The sequence below is a fragment of the Kineosporia babensis genome (assembly GCF_021129305.1).
In the GTDB taxonomy this organism is placed as follows: domain Bacteria; phylum Actinomycetota; class Actinomycetes; order Actinomycetales; family Kineosporiaceae; genus Kineosporia; species Kineosporia babensis.
The window spans coordinates 272426-292115 of record NZ_JAJOMB010000008.1 but is presented as its reverse complement, the minus strand read 5'-3'; the positions used below and the strand labels follow the sequence as shown (position 1 = coordinate 292115).

Annotated in this window: 17 protein-coding genes and 1 pseudogene; 5 read left to right on the top strand and 13 right to left on the bottom strand. The window is 70.0% G+C overall.

The window, feature by feature from the left end:
* Positions 1-607: 607 nt before the first annotated feature.
* The 4 genes from LR394_RS43015 to LR394_RS17495 are packed head-to-tail and all read left to right on the top strand — an operon-like array spanning position 608 to position 5681.
* Positions 608-4312, top strand: coding sequence for an ATP-binding protein (locus LR394_RS43015; RefSeq protein ID WP_231443193.1), 3705 nt, complete (start codon positions 608-610; stop codon positions 4310-4312).
* Positions 4309-4731 carry a roadblock/LC7 domain-containing protein gene (locus LR394_RS17505; RefSeq protein WP_285617011.1) on the top strand — a complete coding sequence of 141 codons (423 nt, stop codon included), beginning with the start codon at positions 4309-4311 and terminating at the stop codon, positions 4729-4731. The genes LR394_RS43015 and LR394_RS17505 overlap by 4 nt, the downstream gene beginning before the upstream one ends.
* A 13-nt stretch (positions 4732-4744) precedes the next feature.
* Positions 4745-5125, top strand: a complete 381-nt coding sequence (locus LR394_RS17500; protein WP_231443191.1) for a DUF742 domain-containing protein — start codon at positions 4745-4747, stop codon at positions 5123-5125.
* Positions 5106-5681 (top strand): GTP-binding protein, encoded by a 576-nt coding sequence (locus LR394_RS17495; protein ID WP_052527280.1) that lies wholly within the window; start codon positions 5106-5108, stop codon positions 5679-5681. Before LR394_RS17500 ends, LR394_RS17495 begins: the two co-directional genes overlap by 20 nt.
* An 81-nt stretch (positions 5682-5762) precedes the next feature.
* Here the strand turns inward: LR394_RS17495 and LR394_RS17490 are convergent, their stop codons facing one another.
* From LR394_RS17490 to ssd, 11 genes and pseudogenes are all read right to left on the bottom strand, one after another.
* Complete coding sequence (locus tag LR394_RS17490) at positions 5763-7328, bottom strand: DUF7059 domain-containing protein (protein ID WP_231443189.1); 1566 nt, start codon at positions 7326-7328, stop codon at positions 5763-5765.
* Between the two features lie 93 nt (positions 7329-7421).
* Positions 7422-9854 carry a sodium-translocating pyrophosphatase gene (locus LR394_RS17485; RefSeq protein WP_231443187.1) on the bottom strand — a complete coding sequence of 811 codons (2433 nt, stop codon included), beginning with the start codon at positions 9852-9854 and terminating at the stop codon, positions 7422-7424.
* Positions 9855-10113: 259 nt separating this feature from the next.
* Positions 10114-10575: an ATP-binding protein gene (locus LR394_RS41730; protein ID WP_331283077.1), complete on the bottom strand. Its 462-nt coding sequence runs from the start codon at positions 10573-10575 to the stop codon at positions 10114-10116.
* A gap of 92 nt (positions 10576-10667) precedes the next feature.
* Positions 10668-10997, bottom strand: a pseudogene (locus tag LR394_RS17475) (STAS domain-containing protein); the annotation flags it as partial.
* A 166-nt stretch (positions 10998-11163) separates the two neighbouring features.
* Positions 11164-11604 carry an Rv3654c family TadE-like protein gene (locus tag LR394_RS17470; protein WP_231443183.1) on the bottom strand — a complete coding sequence of 147 codons (441 nt, stop codon included), beginning with the start codon at positions 11602-11604 and terminating at the stop codon, positions 11164-11166.
* Positions 11605-11937: a TadE family type IV pilus minor pilin gene (locus LR394_RS17465; RefSeq protein WP_231443182.1), complete on the bottom strand. Its 333-nt coding sequence runs from the start codon at positions 11935-11937 to the stop codon at positions 11605-11607.
* A gap of 158 nt (positions 11938-12095) precedes the next feature.
* Positions 12096-12266, bottom strand: a complete 171-nt coding sequence (locus LR394_RS17460) for a DUF4244 domain-containing protein (RefSeq protein ID WP_231443181.1) — start codon at positions 12264-12266, stop codon at positions 12096-12098.
* Positions 12267-12496: 230 nt separating this feature from the next.
* Positions 12497-12994, bottom strand: coding sequence for a type II secretion system F family protein (locus LR394_RS17455; RefSeq protein WP_231443179.1), 498 nt, complete (start codon positions 12992-12994; stop codon positions 12497-12499).
* On the bottom strand, positions 12991-13416 hold the full coding sequence (locus tag LR394_RS17450) for a type II secretion system F family protein (protein WP_231443177.1): 426 nt from the start codon (positions 13414-13416) through the stop codon (positions 12991-12993). The genes LR394_RS17455 and LR394_RS17450 overlap by 4 nt, the downstream gene beginning before the upstream one ends.
* Before the next feature lie 503 nt (positions 13417-13919).
* Positions 13920-15251, bottom strand: a complete 1332-nt coding sequence (locus LR394_RS17445; RefSeq protein WP_231443175.1) for a TadA family conjugal transfer-associated ATPase — start codon at positions 15249-15251, stop codon at positions 13920-13922.
* Positions 15248-16366 carry a septum site-determining protein Ssd gene (gene ssd / locus LR394_RS17440; protein ID WP_231443174.1) on the bottom strand — a complete coding sequence of 373 codons (1119 nt, stop codon included), beginning with the start codon at positions 16364-16366 and terminating at the stop codon, positions 15248-15250. The genes LR394_RS17445 and ssd overlap by 4 nt, the downstream gene beginning before the upstream one ends.
* A gap of 471 nt (positions 16367-16837) precedes the next feature.
* Here ssd and LR394_RS17435 point away from each other — a divergent pair, with 471 nt between their 5' ends.
* Positions 16838-17701: an HAD family hydrolase gene (locus LR394_RS17435; RefSeq protein ID WP_231443172.1), complete on the top strand. Its 864-nt coding sequence runs from the start codon at positions 16838-16840 to the stop codon at positions 17699-17701.
* Positions 17702-18163: 462 nt separating this feature from the next.
* Here LR394_RS17435 and LR394_RS17430 read toward each other — a convergent pair whose 3' ends face one another.
* Positions 18164-19003: a Fic family protein gene (locus LR394_RS17430; protein WP_231443170.1), complete on the bottom strand. Its 840-nt coding sequence runs from the start codon at positions 19001-19003 to the stop codon at positions 18164-18166.
* Positions 19004-19192: 189 nt separating this feature from the next.
* Positions 19193-19642: a GtrA family protein gene (locus LR394_RS17425; protein WP_231443168.1), complete on the bottom strand. Its 450-nt coding sequence runs from the start codon at positions 19640-19642 to the stop codon at positions 19193-19195.
* Positions 19643-19690: the final 48 nt, after the last annotated feature.

Genomic DNA, 19690 nt, shown 5'->3' with positions numbered 1-19690 from the left:
CTTCCTGACGCTCTTCACCTGACGATCACCCGGCATCACGTCGATGTCCGTTTTCTTCCGGACGGACGGGACGGGTGAACTCCCCTCGATCACACGGTGGGGCGGACGCTACACAACGCGCACCGGTGAAGCACCGTAACCCGAGAGCCGCCGTGAGTGATGCCCGCGGCCTCCGGCGGCCGTCACATCTCCGCAGCGAGAGTGGCACGCAAAGTGACGACGGGCCACCCCCGGCCCAAAATGGCCAAGTCCATCCGGGTGTGTTCAGCGTCACAGGTTTTGCCGCTGAACGGAGCTTGCTCAGGTGGGCACCGGTGAGCGTCGCCCGAGTTTCCCGCCAAGTTGCATCGAGGCGCTAGGGTGATTTGGACACGAGTGCGGAGAATAAGGCCCTCAAGTTGGCCGTGTGCGATGAGGCCAGGTTCGTCGAAGGCTGGCAACGGGACGTAGCCTCTGGGCGAGACCTTCTGCCACGATCAGCACACGCTGGACAACGAGGTGGGTCGAGAAGCCGGGGATCAGCCGCGTCAACGACGACGTGGGAAGATCACCGAGCGGACGGCCAGATTACCGGATGCCACTTGAAAGTGGCCGCAGGGAGGATCGCGTGCCGCGACACGGTTCGGCCGAACCGGGGGCCGACGTCGAAAGCGTCCCGGACGCGCCCCGTCGCTCGTCTATTGCCGGATGGTCCATCCGCCGCAAGCTGACGCTTCTGGTCACCATTCCGCTCGTCGTGCTGCTCATCGGTGGCAGCGTGCTGGTCTGGTCCCTGACGAGTACCTACCAGAAGGCACACACGGCCCGGCTCGACGCCGAGCTGATGGAACCCTCGCTGCGCCTGAGCCGCGTGCTGTTCAACGAGTTCGGCATGCCGGCCGCCAACGCCGACCCGGACGACCTGGCCGGGGTGCGCGCGCAGACCGACACCGAGGTCGCCGCGATCCGGCCCAAGCTGGAAGAGCTGGCCGGGCGCAGCACCGAGGACTCCACGCTGCCGACCACGGCCAGCGGCATGCTCACCCAGCTCGACCAGATCTCCAAGCTCCGCAGCAAGGTCGACGGCCTGATCGAGGCCGGCACGCTGCAGGAGACCGAGGGCCTGATGGACGTGCGCACCACGGCGCAGAACATGTTCAACGCCACCCGGCAGCTGCCCGAGGACCTGGCCACCGACCTGGGCGTGACCGGTATCGACACCGAGACCGTCTCCGGTGGTGCGCTGTTCTCGGCGATCTCCCGCACCGGCTTCTCCGCGGCCGAGGAGATCACGCTCTTCTACAACGTCTTCAACGACCACACCGAAGTCCAGAACGTGACGGTGCGCCGGCTCGAGGGCCTGATCGCCCGGCAGGACCTGGGCCGCAGCGAGGCCCTGGCGGTGGCCAACTCCGAACAGCGCGAGCAGCTGGTCCAGCTGAGCGAGGCGGAGTCGCAGATGAGCCGCTGGCGCGACTCGTTCGAGGGCGCCCTGGGCAACCCCGACGCGGTGATCAGCACCACCCCCAAGGAGTTCTACGAGCTCTCCAGCCAGCGGCTGGCCGAGATCGAGTCGGCGGCCACCGACGCCGCCCGCAGCACGCTGAAGACCGCCCAGGACGCCGAGACCGGAGCGCTCTTCCGGGTCGCCCTGGTGGCCGGCGCCGTGCTGGTCACGATCCTGGTCGTCAGCGCCCTGCTGACCACCATCGCCCGGACCGTCACCGCCCCGCTGCGCCGGCTGCGCGCCGGTGCCGTCGAGGTCGCCAGCGTGCAGCTGCCGGCCGCGGTGGCCCGGATCGAGCAGGACGGCGTGGGTGCCGACATCGCCCTGCCCCCGGTGCTCCCGGCCGACTTCAACCCCGGTCCGGAGACCCTGGAGGTGGCGCACGCGGTCGACGACCTGGGCGCCGAGGCGGTCCGGCTGGCCACCGCGCAGGTGCGCCTGCGGCGGGCGCTGGACGAGGCGTTCGTCAGCATGTCCCGGCGTAGCCAGTCGATGGTCGAGAAGCAGCTGGCCATCATCGACAGCCTGGAGAGCCAGGAGCAGGACCCGGACCAGCTGCGCAACCTGTTCCGGCTGGACCACCTGGCCGCCCGGATGCGCCGCTACAACGACAACCTGCTGGTGCTGGCCGGATCCGCGGTGCGCACCCGGGCCACCGCGCCGGTCAAGATCGCCGAGCTGTTCCGCGCCGCCACCTCCGAGATGGAGCAGTACGAGCGGGTCCGGCTGCAGCCGGTCAGCGGCGCCTCGATCGCCGGTACGGTCGCCGGTGAGCTCGTCCACCTGCTGGCCGAGCTGCTCGACAACGCGGCCATGTACTCGCCGCCCTCCAGCGCGATCGTGCTCTCCGCGGCCTTCACCGCCGACGGTGGCCTGCAGATCGAGGTGCTGGATGCCGGTGTCGGGATCAGCCCGGGTGAGCTCGACCGCCTGAACGCCCGGCTGACCCAGCCCGAGGCGATCGACACCCAGGTCCCGTCCCGCATGGGTCTGTTCGTGGTCGCCCGCCTGGCCCGCCGCGGCACCTTCGGGGTGCAGTTGCAGGCCCGGCCGGACGCCTCCGGCACCATCGCCCTGGTCCGGGTCCCGGCCTCGCTGGTGATCGGCGCGCCCGGCAGCACCGGCGAGAACCCGACCGGCGCCAACCCGCAGCTGCGGCCGCTCACCCCGGCCGGTGGCATGCCGCGCCCGCAGCTGCCGCAGAGCCAGGGCCAGGGTCTGAGCGCCCCGGCCGCCGGCGGCCAGGACACCTTCGGCTTCGGCCCGATGGGTCAGTCGCCGCAGCGTGAGCAGCAGGGCGCACCCTCCGCCGCGGCAGCCGCGGCTGGAGTCGCGGCCCAGGCCGCGGCCGGGGTTCGCTCGGTCGCCGACGAGGACGACTCCGAGCTGCCGCGCCGTCGCCGGGTGCCGGGTGCCTCCAACCCCGGTCTGCCGCCCGAGTCCGCCGGCCTCGCCGAGACCGGCTCCACCGGGCTGTTCACCCCGAACGTTCCGGCCGCCCCGGGCGAGAGCCCCGAGCGCAGTTCTTCCGGAGGGTTCGCCGGTCGCCCGGGGGCGCCGGCGCAGCAGCCGCAGCCCGCCGCGTTCAACTTCGGCGACGAGCCTCAGGCGCCGACGGGCTTCGAACGCCCGGAGAGCCGGCCGGCCCGTGGTCCGCAGTTCACCTCGCCGCCGCCGGAGACCACCCCGGGCGGTATCCCCAGCCTGCCCACCCGTACTCCGGGTGCCCGCACGCCGCAGCCGCTCGGCGGCCTCGGCAGCCAGGGGTACGGCCAGAACGAGCAGAGCCAGAGCGACCAGGGCCAGGACGAGCAGCAGGGCTTCAACACCCGGGCCGGCCTGGGCTTCGGTCAGCAGAACCCGCCGAACTTCACCCAGCAGCAGATGCGCGGCCTGGGCCAGCCGGACCCGACGTTCGGTCAGCCGCTGCCGGGCTTCGGGGCGGCCGCCTTCGAGAACAACCAGCGGCAGGCTCCGGCCCGCCCGGCCTCGTACGGGGCCGGCGACAGCACCCCGGCCGCCGGCATCTCCGGTCTGCCCGGCCTGACCCGGCGCCCGATCGAGCCCGGCCCGGCCACCGGTGAACTCCCCGCCGGTAACGACCCGCTGTCCGCGCCGACCGGCTCGTTCCGGGCCGCGCCGAACCAGGGGCTGCCCTCGGGCCAGCGGGGTTCGGACTGGCAGGACCCGGAGCTGCCGACCGAGCTCGCGGCCCGCGCTGCGGCGTCGGCGGCGTACCGTCCGGCCGACTCGGGCGCACCGATGATCGGTGAGCCCGGCAACCGGCCCGACTTCAACGACCCGACGCCGATCTTCGACCAGATCTCGGTCTGGTTCAGCTCGGAGCCGGCCCAGAACAACTCGCCCTCGATCTCGGTCGAGAACGGTGATCAGCGGATCATCGATCTGCGGGCCAACGAGCGGGAGAACCCCAAGCAGTCCAGCCGCTGGGCGGCGCTCGGGGACCAGCGCTGGCTGGCCACGAACGCCCGGGCAGCCTCGGCCCCGGAGACCGACGGGCGCTCGGACGCGGGTCTGCCGACCCGGCGGCCCGGCGCCAACCTGCTGCCTTCGACGGCCGGCGCGGTCACCGACTCGGCTCCGGCCCGTCCTCGTCCGGCCGCTGCCCGCAGCCAGCCCGCCGACGCTACTGTCGTGCGGGGACGGCTGGGCAGTTACCAGCGTGGTCTGGCCAACGCCCGCAAGGCGCGGCAGAAGACAGACCCGGCTCCGGCCTTCAATCCGGTCGGGGCCAGCCTTTTCACCACCAACAGCGACGGCGGTGCCGATAGTGGCTCCTCCGCAGAGCAAGGAGGGGACCAGTGAGCACGGGCACCGGCACCGACGTCACCTGGCTGGTCGACGGGTTCGCACAGCGGGTACCAGGCGTGGCGCACGCAGCCGTGGTCTCGGCCGACGGTCTTCTGGTGGCGAGTTCGGCAGGACTCCCACGCGACCGTGCCGACCAGCTGTCTGCGGTCGCGTCCGGTCTGGGCAGCCTCACCAACGGCGCGGCCATGTGCTTCGCGGCGGGCGCGGTTGTCCAGACGGTTGTGGAGATGCAGGGTGGTTTCCTGCTTCTCATGGCCATCTCCGACGGGTCGTGGCTGGCCGTGCTGGCCGCCCCGACCTCCGACATCGGTCTGGTCGGCTACGAGATGACCCTGCTGGTCGACCGGGTCGGGCAACACCTGTCCCCGGAGATCAGGCACAACGGCCACGGTGGCTCGCTGCCACCGATGTGAGCAGATTGCCGAGATGACCGACTACTCAGCTCATGAGGGCGGCGATCCGCCACCGTCGATGGTGCGTCCGTACGCACGCACCGGTGGCCGGACCCGTCCGGTGCACGACCTCGACCTCGAGGCTCTGGTGGTGACCACGGTCGCCGGCCAGGACCCCGGAATGAACGACTTGCTCTCGCCGGAACACAGCACGGTGATCGAGTTGTGTGAGGGAACGATCTCCGTCGCCGAGATCGCCGCCCGGCTTCACACCCCGCTCGGCGTGGCCCGCGTAATCATCGCGGACATGGTCGAACTGGGTCTGGTCGAGGTGCTGAGCACGGCGAACGCTTCTGGTGACGAACGTGATCCAGCTTTCTTGAGGAGGGTGCTCAGTGGCCTTCAGCGGCTCTGAGACCAGGGCCACCCGATCGACGAAAATCGTCATCTCGGGTGGGTTCGGTGCGGGCAAGACCACGTTCGTGGGTGCGGTTTCCGAGATCATGCCGCTGCGGACCGAGGCCGTGATGACCTCGGCCAGCGTCGGCGTGGACGATCTCTCGGCCACACCGAACAAGACGACCACCACGGTCGCCATGGACTTCGGCCGGATCAGCATCGACCAGGAACTGGTGCTGTATCTGTTCGGTTCGCCCGGGCAGAACCGGTTCTGGTTCATGTGGGACGACCTGGTGCGCGGCGCCATCGGCGCGGTGGTCCTGGTGGACACCCGGCGCCTGGAGGACTGTTTCGGCCCGATCGACTTCTTCGAGGCCCGGAACCTGCCCTTCGTGGTGGCGATCAACGCCTTCGACGGACTGCTCCGGCACCGTCCGGAGGACGTCCGCGAGGCACTGCAGCTCAGCCAGGACGTTCCGGTCCTGGTGTGTGACGCCCGCGAGCGGGAGTCCGCCAAGCAGACACTGATCTCGGTGGTCGAGCACGCTCTCGCGACCTGGAGCCGGGCCTAGGTCCTGTCCTGCGGATCATCGCTACGGCCTTGATCCAAAGGACAGGCCCTCCCAGGCCCGGCTCCGGCCGGAGAGTAGTAGCTAGGGCACCGGTTCCAGCAGCCCGTCGCGCACCAGATTGCGCACGTCGCTGAGCAGTTCGGTGCCCAGCGCCTGAGCGTCGACCTCGAGCAGTGTGGCGAGGGCGGCGATCAGGCGACCCACCGGGATGTCTCCGGAGCTCGCCCCGACGAATCCGGTCAGGGCGGTGCCGGCCTGCACCACGCGGCCTGCACCGCCGCCCTGCCGGAGCAGGATCACGCTGGGGTCCTCGGCCCCCGGCAGGTGATGCCGTTCCTCGGTGACGTCTGCCGCCACCCGCAGGGTCTCGGCCAGCAGGGCCGCGTCGTCGCGCGCGGCCAGCCAGTCCTGCCGTTCCAGCGTGGCCAGCACCTCGTCACCCCAGGGCAGACCCGGTCCGGTCCGGCGTTCCTCGATCACCCGCAGCGGCGTGCCCTCGTGGGTCGGCCGGCGCAGGGTGATCAGCCCGAAGCCGACACCCTCCACCCCGCGCGAGGCGAAGTCGGCCAGCCAGGCCGCGTACAGGTCGTCGCCGTCCTTGCCCAGGTGCTGCCCGGAATCGCGGATCCAGGTCTCGGCGTATTCGGCCGGGTCCTGCCACTCGCGCTGCACCACCCAGCCGTCCAGCCCGGACGCCTCCAGCCAGGACGAGACGCGATCGGTCCACCCCTCGTCCTTACGCCCTTCCCAGTTGCCCAGGAACTGCGCGATCCCACCCGGCGCCAGCACCGAGCCGACCGACTCCACCAGTTGCCGGACCAGGTCGTCGCCGACCATCCCGCCGTCGCGGTACTCGAAGGCCGCGGCCGGGGCCGAGCGTGGGGTGATCACGAACGGCGGATTGCTGACCACCTGGTCGAACAGCTCCCCGGCGACCGGCTCGAGCAGGCTGCCCCGGCGTCCTTCGATCGTGGCGGCGCCGATGGTCGGGGCGTTGAGGGCCCAGTTGAGCTCGGCCAGGTGCAGTGCCCGGGCCGAGATATCGGTGGCCACGACGTGTTTCGCGTGCCTGGCGGCGTGCAGGGCCTGGATCCCGCAGCCGGTGCCCAGATCGAGCACCCGCCCGGTCGGACGGCGGATCGCGCAGCGGGCCAGGGTCAGCGAGGCGCCGCCGACCCCGAGCACGTGGTCATCGGCCAGTGGCCGGCCGGTCGAGACCTCGGAAAGGTCTGAGGCGAGCCACCAATCGGCCGGGCCCAGGGCGTCGACGGTGGCGTAGGGGCGCAGGTCCACCCGGGCGCGGACCGGATCGCCCGGTTCGTTCCCGGCGGTGACGATCAGGCCGAGCTCCTGCAGTCCGGGCACACTCACCTGCGGTACGGCCCGGGCCAGGCGTTCGGCCGGAACCTCCAGCCCGAGCACGAAAACCGCAATCAGGGCGGCCAGCGGTTCATCGGGGGAAGCACTCAGACGCTGGGTGACGGCGAGCCGGGCGGGCAGGGACTGCTCCCGGCCGAGGGCGGCCTGCGCCACCGGCCCGAGCAGGTCGTTGACCGCATCCACGGTGAAACCGGCAAAGTCGGTGCGCAGTTTCGCGACCAGTTCATCGGTCCGGGAACTACGGGACGGCGGGACATCAGAACTCATGCCGTCGTTTCTACCGTGTTGGGCGGCCCGGACGTGAAACCGGCCGCGCGGGTCGAGACCCGCGCGGCCGGTTCTTGCTCCTCGGAAGAGCTCTTACGGTGTGGTCCGGCCGGAGGTGGAGGTGGCCGTCTCGTCCACGTGCACCGTCTTGGCCGCGGACGTCTCCTGCTGGTTGTCCGACTCAGCCACCGCGGTAGCCGGATGCCCCGACGTAACCGGGGCCGGCGTCCCTGCTTGAGGGGTTTCGCCGTAGTCGACCTTGCGGCGGTTGGTGACCACCAACGCCGCCGCGATGATCAGCACGGCGATCCCAGCGATGGTGTAACGCAGTGCGTCGGAGGCGTCTTCGCCCACACTGAGCTGCACCACGGCCGGGGCGATCAGCACGGCGACCAGGTTCATCACCTTGATCAGCGGGTTGATCGAGGGGCCCGCGGTGTCCTTGAACGGGTCGCCGACGGTGTCACCGATCACCGCGGCGGCGTGGGCCGGGGAGCCCTTGCCACCGTGATGGCCGTCCTCCACGATCTTCTTCGCGTTGTCCCAGGCGCCACCGGAGTTGGACAGGAACACCGCCATCAGGGCGCCGGCCCCGATCGCACCGGCCAGGTACCCGGCCAGCGGGCCGACCCCCAGACCGAACCCGACCGCGACCGGGGCCAGGGCCGCCAGCAGCCCGGGCGTGGCCAGCTCGCGCAGCGAGTCTCGGGTGCAGATGTCGACCACCCGCCCGTACTCCGGCTTCACGGAATGGTCCATGATGCCCGGGTTCTCGCGGAACTGACGCCGCACCTCGACCACGATCGCCCCGGCCGCCCGGGTGACGGCGTTGACCGCCAGACCGGAGAACAGGAACACCACCGCGGCGCCCAGCATCAGCCCGACCAGGGTGTTGGGCTGGGCGATCTCCAGGCTGAAGCTGCGGCCCGCATCGCCCAGGTTGACCCCGGCCTGGACCAGCGCGTTCTGGAAGGCGTCGGTGTAGGAACCGAACAGCGCAGTGGCGGCCAGCACGGCCGTGGCGATCGCGATGCCCTTGGTGATCGCCTTGGTGGTGTTGCCGACAGCGTCCAGCTCGGTCAGGATCTGCGCGCCCTCACCGTCCACGTCACCGGACATCTCGGCGATGCCCTGGGCGTTGTCGCTGACCGGGCCGAACGTGTCCATCGCGACGATGACCCCGACGGTGGTCAGCAGACCGCAGCCGGCCAGGGCGATCAGGAACAGCGAGAGCCAGAACGAGACGCCGCCCAGGGTGAAGGCCAGGAACACGGCGCCGGCGATGATTCCGGTGGTGTAGACCGCCGATTCCAGACCCAGGCCGATGCCGGACAGGACGACGGTGGCGGCACCTGTGGTGGTGGTGTCGGCGACGTCCATGGTCGGACGCTTGTCGGTGCCGGTGTAGTAGCCGGTGAGCCAGAGGATCACGCCGGCCAGCACGATGCCGATCATCACGGCAGCGAAGGCGATCAGCCGCGGGTCGCCGTCCAGGCCTGCGACCACCGAGTCGGCGCCGGAGAAGTCGGCGAACGAGCTGGGCAGGTAGGTGAACGAGGCGATCGCGCAGAGCACGGCCGAGACCACCGCGGAGATGCCGAAACCCCGGTTGATCGCGGCCAGACCGCCCTCACCGGGCCGGGTGCGGGTGATCAGGACCCCGAGCACCGCGGTCAGAGCGCCCAGCGCGGGCACGATCAGCGGGAAGACCAGGCCCTCGACGCCGAAGGCGGCCTTGCCCAGGATCAGCGCCGCGACCAGGGTGACGGCGTAGGACTCGAACAGGTCGGCGGCCATGCCGGCGCAGTCACCCACGTTGTCGCCGACGTTGTCCGCGATCGTCGCCGCGTTGCGCGGGTCGTCCTCCGGGATGTTCTGCTCGACCTTGCCGACCAGGTCGGCGCCCACGTCGGCGGCCTTGGTGAAGATGCCTCCACCGACCCGCATGAACATGGCCAGCAGGGCGGCGCCGAAGCCGAAGCCCTCCAGCACCGCCGGGGCGTCACCTTCGTAGAGCAGGACGACCGAAGAGGCGCCCAGCAGGCCCAGGCCCACCGTGCACATGCCGACGAAACCGCCGGTCCGGAAGGCCAGTCGCATGCCCTCGTCCCGATTGCCCTGGCGGGCGGCCTCGGCGACCCGGATGTTCGCCCGCACCGCGAGCGACATGCCGAGGTAACCGATCGCGGCCGAGAACACGGCCCCGACGATGAAGAAGATGCCCCGGCCGACCCGCACATCGGCCTCTCCGGGCAGGAGGAACAGCACCGCCAGAACGAGGACGACGAAGGCGGCCAGCGTCCGGAACTGACGGCGAAGATAGGCCGCCGCCCCCTCCTGCACGGCTCTGCCGATGTCGATCATGCTCTGGGTGCCCTCGGGGGCGGCCAGAACCAGCCGGCGGAACGCCGCCGCCACTCCCAGCGCCACGAGCGCGATCACCAGGACCACGATCACCAGCGTCTGATTACGGCCTTCGAGTTCTGGCTCGGCCAGGGTTGAGAGAGCCAGGTAGCCCTTGTGCATCCGTCCTCCTCGACGTGCGCGGACGACCCCCTCACCCGTCGCGGGGTGATGGTCTTCCAGGTGCAGGCGACAGGGCGAATCAGGGCCTTGGCTTGCGTGGGGACGCCGAATGTTCGACGAAAGTTCCCACGTCGCGGAGTCTATGTACTGTGATGCTGGCCACCAAACGTCTGGCGCGTGGCTCTTTTCACTTTGGGTGGATTAGTCCGTTTTGCTATCGCTGGAGTGCGGTATTCAAAACGGTCCCAACGGACGGGTGTCAGCTCGCCGAAGTGGGTGGAACTGGTGCCGCAGCACCCTCGGCGGGCTGGTCCGGCCACCACTCCAGATGCACCTGAGCGCCGGAAAGGCCCTGGTGAGGGCGTACCTCGACATGATCGGCGAGGCCTTCGAGCAGGGAAAGGACCACAGGCTCCGGGCCTGGTTCGGCCTTGGCGCGGTCGGTCACCTCGATCACCAGTCCGGGACCCGTGTCGTCCACGAACATCGTGACCGGATCGTCGCAATCCGCAGCCTCGCACCGTCGCACGGCCCGCGCACAGGCCTCGCCGACGGCCAGGCGCAGTTCTTCCAGCCGTTCGATCAACCCGGCCCGCCGCGCCACGGCCACGGCCACCAGTCGCGCCGTGCGGACGTATTCGGCGGCCGGGGGGAACCGTAGCTCGACACCGGCCGGGGGTGGTTCAGCGCCTGCGGCCGAATTCGGCTCGGAGCCGGTTATGGCGTGCCTCGGGAGGAGTCCCCGTCCAGAGCCTTCTCGGCCGGGTCGTCCAGCGAGATGGTGGTGGGCGCGGGCTCCTGCGGGGTGGGGACGCTCAGAGCGCTCTCCAGTGATGAGTGGATCGGGAAAACCTTGGTCAGGCCGGTGATCCGGAAGACTTTGAGAATCTTCTCCTGATCGCAGACCAGTTGCAGCGAGCCCTCGTGCGAGCGGGCCCGCTTCAGGCCGCCGACCAGGACACCCAGCCCGGTCGAGTCGAGGAAGTCCACCCCGCCCATGTCCACGACGAGGTGGTACTCGCCGTCGGCAACGAGCTCGTTCAGGCGCTCCCTCAGGGTGGGCGCCGTGTACACGTCGATCTCGCCGGACACGCTGATGACCGTCTGGACACCCTCGCGCCGTGTCGCCACTGTGAGCTCCACATCGCCTCCCTGAAAGTCTCGCGCCCGTCTCGTGGTGTTCGCAGAGTTCTCTACGTCCTCGCGGGGGACGTGCCTGGCGGCATTCAATCATCTGACGGTCACTCCAATGGCCCACACCGCCCACTGCGTGTCACCAATTTGGATGACAAGATTCATTCTCTTCCTGTCAGGAGTCGCTGCGGCGTTCAATTGTTTGACTCACCGACTCGTCGGGACCGGGGATCTGCGCAGGTCCGGGCCCTGCGCGGGCGGAACTGCGGGCGTCTTGGCCCAGCCCGGCCACCTTGACGGTCACGGAAACCACGACGGTGCCGTCCGGCGCGGATTCGCAGGACGCCAGGTGCGCCTGGTTGGCAGTGGCGATGCGGCCGGCGGCTGGGCAGCCCTCACCGGAATCGATCGCGGCCAGGGCGGCGAGGTCGGCCGCGGCGGCAGCGCGGTGCCGGGCCGTAACGGCCGCGCCCAGGCCCAGAGCTACCACCATGAGCATCGAGGCCACGCCGGCCAGACCGAGCATCAGGACCGTGCCCGAGCCTCGGTCGTGGTCGTGGGGCTGGTCGTGGCCTTTGTAGCGGTCGGTTTGCCTGCCACGAGCGGTCCGGCTCATTCATTCACCTTCAATGGCTGTTGTGTCTGGTTCGGCCTGCGCAGTGCTTTCGGACTGCACCCGAATGCGCGGATGCCACGGCAGTGGCAGGTCCAGTTCGGTCGAGACCTGCACCTTCACCAGATCCCCGCCGGTCGAGACCCGGATCTCGGCACCCTGGGGCCCGGCCGCTGCAGCTACCGGACGCGGATCGTCATGCCGGGCGGCCGCCCGCGCTCCGGCCCGGGCGGCGTCGATGCACTGCACCTGGGCTGTCCCGGCCACGACGGCAGCCATCAAGGTGGCCAGCAGGAGCACGAAGAACGGCAAGGCCAAGGCGAATTCAGCGGTCACCGCGCCAGCTTCGCAACGGCCCTCCGAAACCGGCTGAGTCGGCCGCCCCGGCCCGGAGCCGGACGGCTCGGCCCACCGCGGCCGGTCAGGAGAGTCGGCCGGAGATACCGGCCGGGCCGGGGCCGACCCTGAAAGGCGACCCCGGCCGTCCGTAGTGCTCATCCGATGTTCAGCGCCTTCTGGATGGTTCCGAGCAGCAGGGTCTTGATCGGATTGCTCTTGATGATCCCCATCAGCACCCCGGCGAAGGCGCAGGCCACCAGCATGGTCATCGCGTACTCGGCCGTGCTGGCGCCTGCTTCGGGCACCAGTCGCGCGCGGGCCGTCATCCTCGCCCATCGTGCGCAGGCCAAGGAAAACACCCTTTGGGCAATGTTCTTCGCCCGGTTCAGGAATCGGATCCGCATGACTTTCCCTCCCGTGGCCGGTGCCTCCGGCCTGGTCGGCCGCACCCGCTGCGACCTGAGAACAGATTGGCGCCCGATGTGGTCGTGGGTCATGTGAAAAGCTGTTCCTGTGGATGAATCCCGGATCGTGTGGGCTGTGGAAAGCACGAGATTCAGCCCGTGGTAAGTCGGATCACCAGCGGCACGATGCCGAGCAGAGCGAAGGCGGGCAGTAAGCAGACCGCACCCGGGATGACCAGCAGCACCTCCAGGCGCTGGATGGCCGCCGCCCGCGCAGCCGCCTGCCGCCGTCGTTCCTCGGTGGCAGCTCGGCGGATCAGGGCAGAAGGAGGCAGGCCAGAGCGCCCGGCCAAGGTCAGGGCCTCAGCGAGCGCGGCCGTGGTGCTGTCTGCCTCTGGCGCAGCCTGTTCGGACAATGGGCTGTTGACGAGATCGCTCAGCAGAAGCAGTTTTTCCCCACGAGGGTCGCCAAGGTCGGCCAGCGCAGATCCGGCATCACGCAACGCCGCCGACGGTGGCGCCCCACTCTCGATCAGCGCCGCCAGCAGGTCCAGCACCAGCGGTCCAGGCATGGCCGCAACGGTTGCCTCGACCTCCAGATCAACCTGTCGGCGATACGGCCGCAGCGCATTGTCCAGCCGATGGTTCATCGGCTGTTCTCCGAAGCCGTTCGCACCATCCGGGCGGTCCATCGACGACCGCCCCACCAGAACGCCCCACCCGTAATCAAACACGCCATTCCAGCATTCGTCCCGAGTAGCACCCCGAGCGTGTTCACCCCCAGCACTGCGCCCAGCAGCAGCCCGATCACCGGTAGCGTTGCCAGTACTCGGGCGGTGGTGCGCGGCCCGGCCAACGCCACGTCCCGCTCGTCCGCCTCTGCGATCTGGGCGAGCAATCCAGCGCCGATCCCATCGAAAATGGCAGCCGCAGGGGCGCCGGACCGCCGGATGACTTCAGCAGTGGCGGCCAGCCACTCCAGCGCCTCCACCCCTGGACCTTCGCAGTTGACGGCCGCCAGACGCAGCCCTTCGGAAGTAGTTCCGCCCATCGAGAGCATGACGGCAACCATCTTCGCGACCTGTGCATCTGGCCCTCTTCCAGACGCCAGCACCTCCCACGCGCGCCCCGGTGGGACGCCCGCCCGGGAAAGCGCTGACACGCGACCACAGAGTTGCGCCGCATCGTCCCGACCTAGAACTACTCCGTCCAACGAAGTAGGAATCGGTTCTCCGGGAGGACGGTTCAGGCGACGCATCGGCCCGCGAACAGCTGGCCTCCATGGCGGTGAGGGCGATGGTTGCATGGCGAAAATCCTTCCGGGTCAAGAGCCGAGGATGCTGTCGAACGTGTCCACCTGGTACCGGATGCATCAGAAGGTGGGCGGCCACTTCAACAAAGGACGTTGTGGGCGCCGGAGGAGGCCACCGCACCTGGGTTCGTAGCGACTTGGGGACTGAAAGCGATGCAATGGGCAAGAATCGGAAGGGGGCGGGGAGTCCGCAGCGGGGCAATCGGACCTGCTGTGCGATGTCGGCCAGGGCTACTTCGCCCGACCTAGCTCGGTTGGCGTGATCAAGACTTCTCCAGACGCTCGGCCAACTCTGCCCAGCCTGGTCCGGCCTTTCCTTCCGAAGCCGGATCGCGAGGATCTGCGGTCAGGGCCGGCAGCATGGCCAGGTCACCTCGTTCGCTGCGCCGGGCGATGGCTATCTGCATCACGCGTCTTCGGCCTCCTCGTCTTTCCACGTGCACCACTGCATCCAGGGCAGCCGCAGCCTGGGCCCGCACCGCGTCTGCAGAGAGCCCGGCCAGCGCCCCCAACGCTTCGAGACGAGCCGGGACGTCGGCGGGCGCGTTGGCGTGCACGGTGCCGCAACCTCCGGCATGGCCAGTGTTCAGGGCTGCCAGCAGATCTCGGACTTCGGCCCCGCGGCACTCTCCGACCACCACTCGGTCGGGTCGCATCCGCAGCGCCTGGCGGACCAGCGCTTCCAGGCCGATTGCGCCGGCGCCCTCGACGTTGGCGTGCCGGGCCTCCAGCCGGACCAGGTGAGGGTGGGCCGGCCGGAGCTCGCCCACGTCCTCGACCAGCACGATCCGTTCGGTGGGAGGGACCAGCGAGAGCAGCGAGGCCAGCAGAGTGGTCTTGCCGGCCCCGGTTCCCCCGCTGACCAGGAAGGCCGCCTTGGTGGTGACCATGGCCCGCAGGACTTCGGACCAGCCGGGCGGGATGGACCCCGACGAAACCAAAGCGTCCAACGGCAGCGGCTCTTGGCGCAGGACCCGCAGCGAGATCAGGGTGCCGGTAGGAGCAACCGGCGGAATGACGGCATGCAGGCGGATGCCTCCCTCGAGGCGGGCGTCGGCGTAGGGGGCGGCGTCGTCCAGGCGTCGTCCGCCCGCGGCGGCCAGGCGGGTGGCCAGGGCACGAACGGCGCTTTCATCGGCCAGGGCGGTGGGGCAGGGCACTCGGCTGAGGCCTTCGCCGCGGTCCAGCCAGACTTCGCCGGGGCCGTTCACCAGGACGTCGGTGACGCTGGGCAGTTCCAGAAAGGGCTGCAGCGGGCCGAGCCCCCACAGCTCCGCACTGATCCGCTTGGTGACCGCCAAGACGTCGGCCTGCCCCAGAACCTGGCCGAGCTCGGCCGAAGTGGCGGCCACCAATGACGCCAACTCGCCCAGGTCCGGCCCAGCGCTTCCGCCCGGTCCCGTCAGATTCGGCCTGCTCGGATCCAGCCCGGCCAGGCCCGACCCGGTGTAATCCAGCCCGCCGGAACCGATTCCCGCAGCGACGCTACCGAGGGCGGCCTGACCGGCGGTGCCCAGCCCGGATGACCCACGCCCGGCCAGTCCGCCTCGCAGCCTGGTCACTACCTCGGCCAGGAGAGCCTCGGAATCACTCACCGCAGCATCTCCTGCGCGGCACCACGACGGCCCGTCCGCGCACCGGGCAGTTCCGGCCCGAGCAGCTCTCGGCAGAACCGGGCCAGTGGGCCTCGCTCGCGCAGACCGGGCGGCTCGCCCCGTTCCAGCGCGGCCCTGAGCCGGGGCTCCGGCGGCAGCAGGCCGGCCAGGGGCAGGTCGAGTGCACTGCAGATGCTGAGCGGGCTGAGCCCGGAAGGTGCGGGTCCGCGTACGACGGCTCGCAGGTCTCCTACGAGCGGGCGCAGCGAAGCGGCCACGCGCTGCGCTGAGGCCACGGCGCGCACCTCGGAGGGAACTACGGCCAGACAGGCGTCCAAGGCCCGCACGGCGGCGCTGGAGGCCTCATCGAGGTGCCTGGGCAGGTCTACCACCACCACACCGAACTCGGAGCGGGCCGAGTCGAGCACCGCGCCCACGGCCGCCACCGACAGCTGGAGGGGTGGGCCGGCGCGGACGGAGGCCAGCACGTGCACGCCGTCGATCAGGGGCAGCGAGGTGGCCAGGCTGCCCGGGAGCAACCGGCCCCGGGCCGAGGCCAGGTCCGGCCAGCGCAGCCCGGGCTCGTCCTCGGCGCCGAGCAGCAGGTCGGCGCCGCCGCTGAAGCCGTCCATCTCGACCAGCAGGGTGGGGGTGGCCGCTGCTGCGGTTCGGGCCAGGGCCGCGGCCAGGACGCTGGCTCCGGCGCCGCCGCACCCGCCGATCACGCCCAGCGTGAGCGCACCGGTCGAGCCGAGCCGGGCCAGCCGGTCTTCCAGCAGGTGCTCGCCCTCGGGTAACAGCACCACCTGCTCGGCGCGTAGCTCCAGCGCCGAGCGCCACAGCCCTTCGTGCGGTGGGCCGACGGCCAGGAGCAGCCGGGGTACCCCCGAAGCTGACGCGGGCAGCCCGGCCGCGGGTTCGTGATCGGCCCCGACCAGCACCAGAGCCGGAGGGACCCCCGAACCCACCACCGACGTCCGTTGCTCGAAAGCCCTCAGCGACGAGACCCCCAGCGAGGAGACCTGGACCCCGACCCCGTAGGCCGCCGCCAGCCGCTCGACCGTGGCGACCAGGAGCGGCTCGGCGGTCAGCAGCAGCAACCAGACAGAAGCCATACGAAGAGGCTGAGGCTCGCCGGGTCAGGAAGTCGCCCTCGGAAGCCGGTCTGTGGATAAACCCCGGTTCGTGTGAGCCAGGAGCCGAGGCGCAAAAGGCGACGGCCCCCGCTGGGGGGGAGCGGGGGCCGTCTGGCCGGTCCGGCTCGGGGGGGAGGAGTCGGACCGGGCGGGCACGGCAATTAAGCCGGCTAGATCAGTCTGTACCCCTCGTGGCGTCTCGTGCAACACCTACGCCACCGGTCGGCGGCAACTCACCCGGATTCGGCGGAGCAAAACACGATTCCGGTAACGCCCAAGCACGTTGCGTAATCGCGAAATGTCGTTGAGCACGCGGCCGAATACGTTCGGTCAGGGCCATTCCGGACCAACCCGTTTCCAAAACGCCCAGGCCGGGTCATTCGAAAGCGCTCGCGCAGGGTTTGCGGTCATTCACTGCGAGTGATCTCGGGCTGCGCCTATTCTGGCGCCATGGGTGGCGAGACAGCTGGCAGGGGCCGTGAAGCCGCGTTCTTCGACCTGGACAAGACCGTCATCGCCCGGTCCAGCACGATGGCCTTCTCGCGGCCCTTCCACACCAACGGCCTGCTGAGCCGCTCGGCGATGCTGCGCAGTGCCTACGTGCACTTCTTCTACCATGCCAGTGGCGCTGATCACACTCAGATGGAGCGGATGCGCCAGCAGGTCTCCCGGATGGTGATCGGCTGGGAGGTGCAGCAGGTCCGCGACATCGTGGCCACCACCCTGACCGAGCTGATCGTGCCGATCGTCTACGAGGAGGCGACCGCCCTGATCGCCGAGCACCGGGCGGCCGGCCGGGACGTCGTCATCGTGTCCGCCTCGGGGGTGGAGCTGGTCGAGCCGATCGGTGCGATGCTCGGCGCCGACCACGTCATCGCCACCCGTATGGGCATCGACGAGGGGCGCTACAACGGCACCATCGAGTACTACGCCTACGGCGAGAACAAGGCCGCCGCGGTCCGCGAGATGGCGGCCGAGCGGGGCTATGACCTGGACGCCTGCTTCGCCTACAGCGACTCGGTGACCGACCTGCCGCTGCTGGCTGCAGTGGGGCATCCGGTCGCGGTCAACCCGGACAAGGCTTTGCGGCGGGAGGCGCAGGCCCGGGGCTGGCTGGTGCAGGACTTCAGCCGCCCGGTCAGCCTGCGCCCGAAGTTCCCGGCCCAGACGGCCGCCCGGACCGCCGCCCTGGGGGCCGGTGCCAGTGCGGCGGCGGGGCTGGTCTGGTACGCCAGCCGCCGCAAGGAGGCCGGCAAACAGTCCTCCGGCCGGGAGTTCGCCCGGTCTCGTCGGACGCTCTCCCGGCCGGAGTAGGAAACCCGCTCCCGTGGGCAACTTTCGCTGATTCACCTCGATCCGGGGGATGGCGGAACCGAAGACGGGGCGGATGAAGTTGTGATGGGTGGCGGCGCCCCGCAGCTGGGCGCCGCCACCCGATGCACGACACGCACGGCTACCAAGCACGCAGATACTTTTCGCTGGAGCGGTGCAAGCCCGTCCGAGCGGGTCCTCGCGTGGACTGATCGCGCGTGGGTACCGGCGGATCGTGCGGTCCGGGCGATTCTCCGGGCCCGAACTTCCGGGCCGAAGAACCGTGACTCCTTGTCTACTCCGGAAAACCGCGTTAGTCAGCACCCAACCGGCAAGTAGCGGCCATCCGTGCGACGAACGGCACCTGAGTGCCTGATCGAGTACTCCATCCGGGTGACACTTTTCGATTCAGATCAAAACGATGGACGGGGTAACTCGGCGAAAAACCGCCCCGATGGCCAGAAATCAGCCGGTGACTCGTCCCATCGTCACCGCGTCGCACACCACGCGCCCCTCCTGAGCGCCCTTCACCACCGCATCCGCACAGTGCACGAGCCAATCCGCAACCGCTGCAGTGCTTCCCGTCGTGTAGGCCTGAAGTCGGCGGTGATAACCCGGTCCAGCGTCCAAATGCGCGGCCTCCCAAACCACCACGCCCATCGGATCCAGTCCGCGCCCGACCACCACGGCATGTGCGGCCGCCCGGGCGACCAGGCCGTTCCCAGCAATGAAAGGCCGGGCCGTAAGGATCTCGGCGTGCACCAGCGCCGCCACGATCAGCGCGGGCGCCGAGGCCGGGGCCGACAGCAGATCGGTGATGCCGTTCAACCGGGCTCCCAGCGCAGCTCCGACCGGAGCATGGGCGGGCTCGCCGATCCCGTCGCCGGGCAATTCAGTCCCTTGCCGCGGCCGCCCCACCTGTTCCGCGGGAATCAGCCCCCCGGCCGCGGCCAGATGCAGCCGGGCCAATGCCTGGGCCGGCGCGGTGGCGAGAGTCTTCTCCACCTGCGCGGCTTCGGAGTAGGTCCGGATCGCCGCCTGGGCCAACTGCCCCGACGCGTCGTCCGGCAGAGCTGAGGCGCCGCGGGCGGCATCGCGCACCAGGTCTACGGGGTAGCGCGCGCCTTCCAGCGCGGCGGAGTTGCGGGCTGAGCGCACGGTGGCTTCCGCCCGGGCCTCGGCTGAGCGTCGGCGCAGGGCGTTGTGCCAGCGGATCTCGGTACAGGCCGTGCGGGCCGACTGTACGGCGGCGCTCACTCCGGGGAGGGTCTCCAGCGCGGCCAGGCTCTGCGCCAACGTAGTCACGGCTCGGAGCCTACGTGCACCGAGATTTCGGGCCCCTGGCCCGTGCGGATGCGTGCACCTGGTACCGGATGTCCCGTGTGTACACAACGCGGGTCGGGCAGGGCGACAGTCTCGAGGTCCAGGACCGGCCCGGAATCCCAAGGCGCGCCCGAGCGCCCGAGGCGAGCACGACGTCCCAAGTTTGGAGCCCTAGGAGATCCGCATCCGCAACACCACGAACCGCAACACCGTGGCCAGCCCGTTGGCCAAGGTCAGGGCCACCACCTCGACCCAGTGGGCCTGCACCCCGGCCCAGTGCACCACCGCCAGCGACCCGTTCGTCAGCAGCAACCCGGCCCCGAAGGCCAGCAGACCCACCGCGTGGTCACCGGCCAGCCCGGCGTTCCCGCGCACCCCGAAGGTCAGCCGGCGGTTGGCCGCGGTGTTCGCCACCGCCGTGATCAACAGGGCCAGGGTGTTGGCCGCGAACGAACCCAGAAAACTCCGCAGCACCAGATAGAGCACCGAGTAGGCCAGCGTGCTGAGCACCCCGACCCCGGCGAAGCGGATCAGCTGACGCACCGTGCGCCCGCGCTGACCTGCGCCGATTCGGGCGCGATCGGCGAATTCGGAGTGATCCGTACGGGTCGCTGCGGTCATGTCCGCCAGCCTGCGCCGCCAACTTCAAAGCGGTCTGTGCGTGACTTG

Coding starts and splice junctions, on each gene's coding strand:
- LR394_RS17500 (WP_231443191.1), top strand. CDS start 4,745: ATGACCGACTACTCAGCTCATGAGGGCGGCGATCCGCCACCGTCGATG.
- LR394_RS17490 (WP_231443189.1), bottom strand. CDS start 7,328: ATGAGTTCTGATGTCCCGCCGTCCCGTAGTTCCCGGACCGATGAACTG.
- LR394_RS17485 (WP_231443187.1), bottom strand. CDS start 9,854: ATGCACAAGGGCTACCTGGCTCTCTCAACCCTGGCCGAGCCAGAACTC.
- LR394_RS17470 (WP_231443183.1), bottom strand. CDS start 11,604: ATGAGCCGGACCGCTCGTGGCAGGCAAACCGACCGCTACAAAGGCCAC.
- LR394_RS17460 (WP_231443181.1), bottom strand. CDS start 12,266: ATGACGGCCCGCGCGCGACTGGTGCCCGAAGCAGGCGCCAGCACGGCC.
- LR394_RS17455 (WP_231443179.1), bottom strand. CDS start 12,994: ATGAACCATCGGCTGGACAATGCGCTGCGGCCGTATCGCCGACAGGTT.
- LR394_RS17450 (WP_231443177.1), bottom strand. CDS start 13,416: ATGGTTGCCGTCATGCTCTCGATGGGCGGAACTACTTCCGAAGGGCTG.
- ssd (WP_231443174.1), bottom strand. CDS start 16,366: ATGGCTTCTGTCTGGTTGCTGCTGCTGACCGCCGAGCCGCTCCTGGTC.
- LR394_RS17435 (WP_231443172.1), top strand. CDS start 16,838: ATGGGTGGCGAGACAGCTGGCAGGGGCCGTGAAGCCGCGTTCTTCGAC.
- LR394_RS17425 (WP_231443168.1), bottom strand. CDS start 19,642: ATGACCGCAGCGACCCGTACGGATCACTCCGAATTCGCCGATCGCGCC.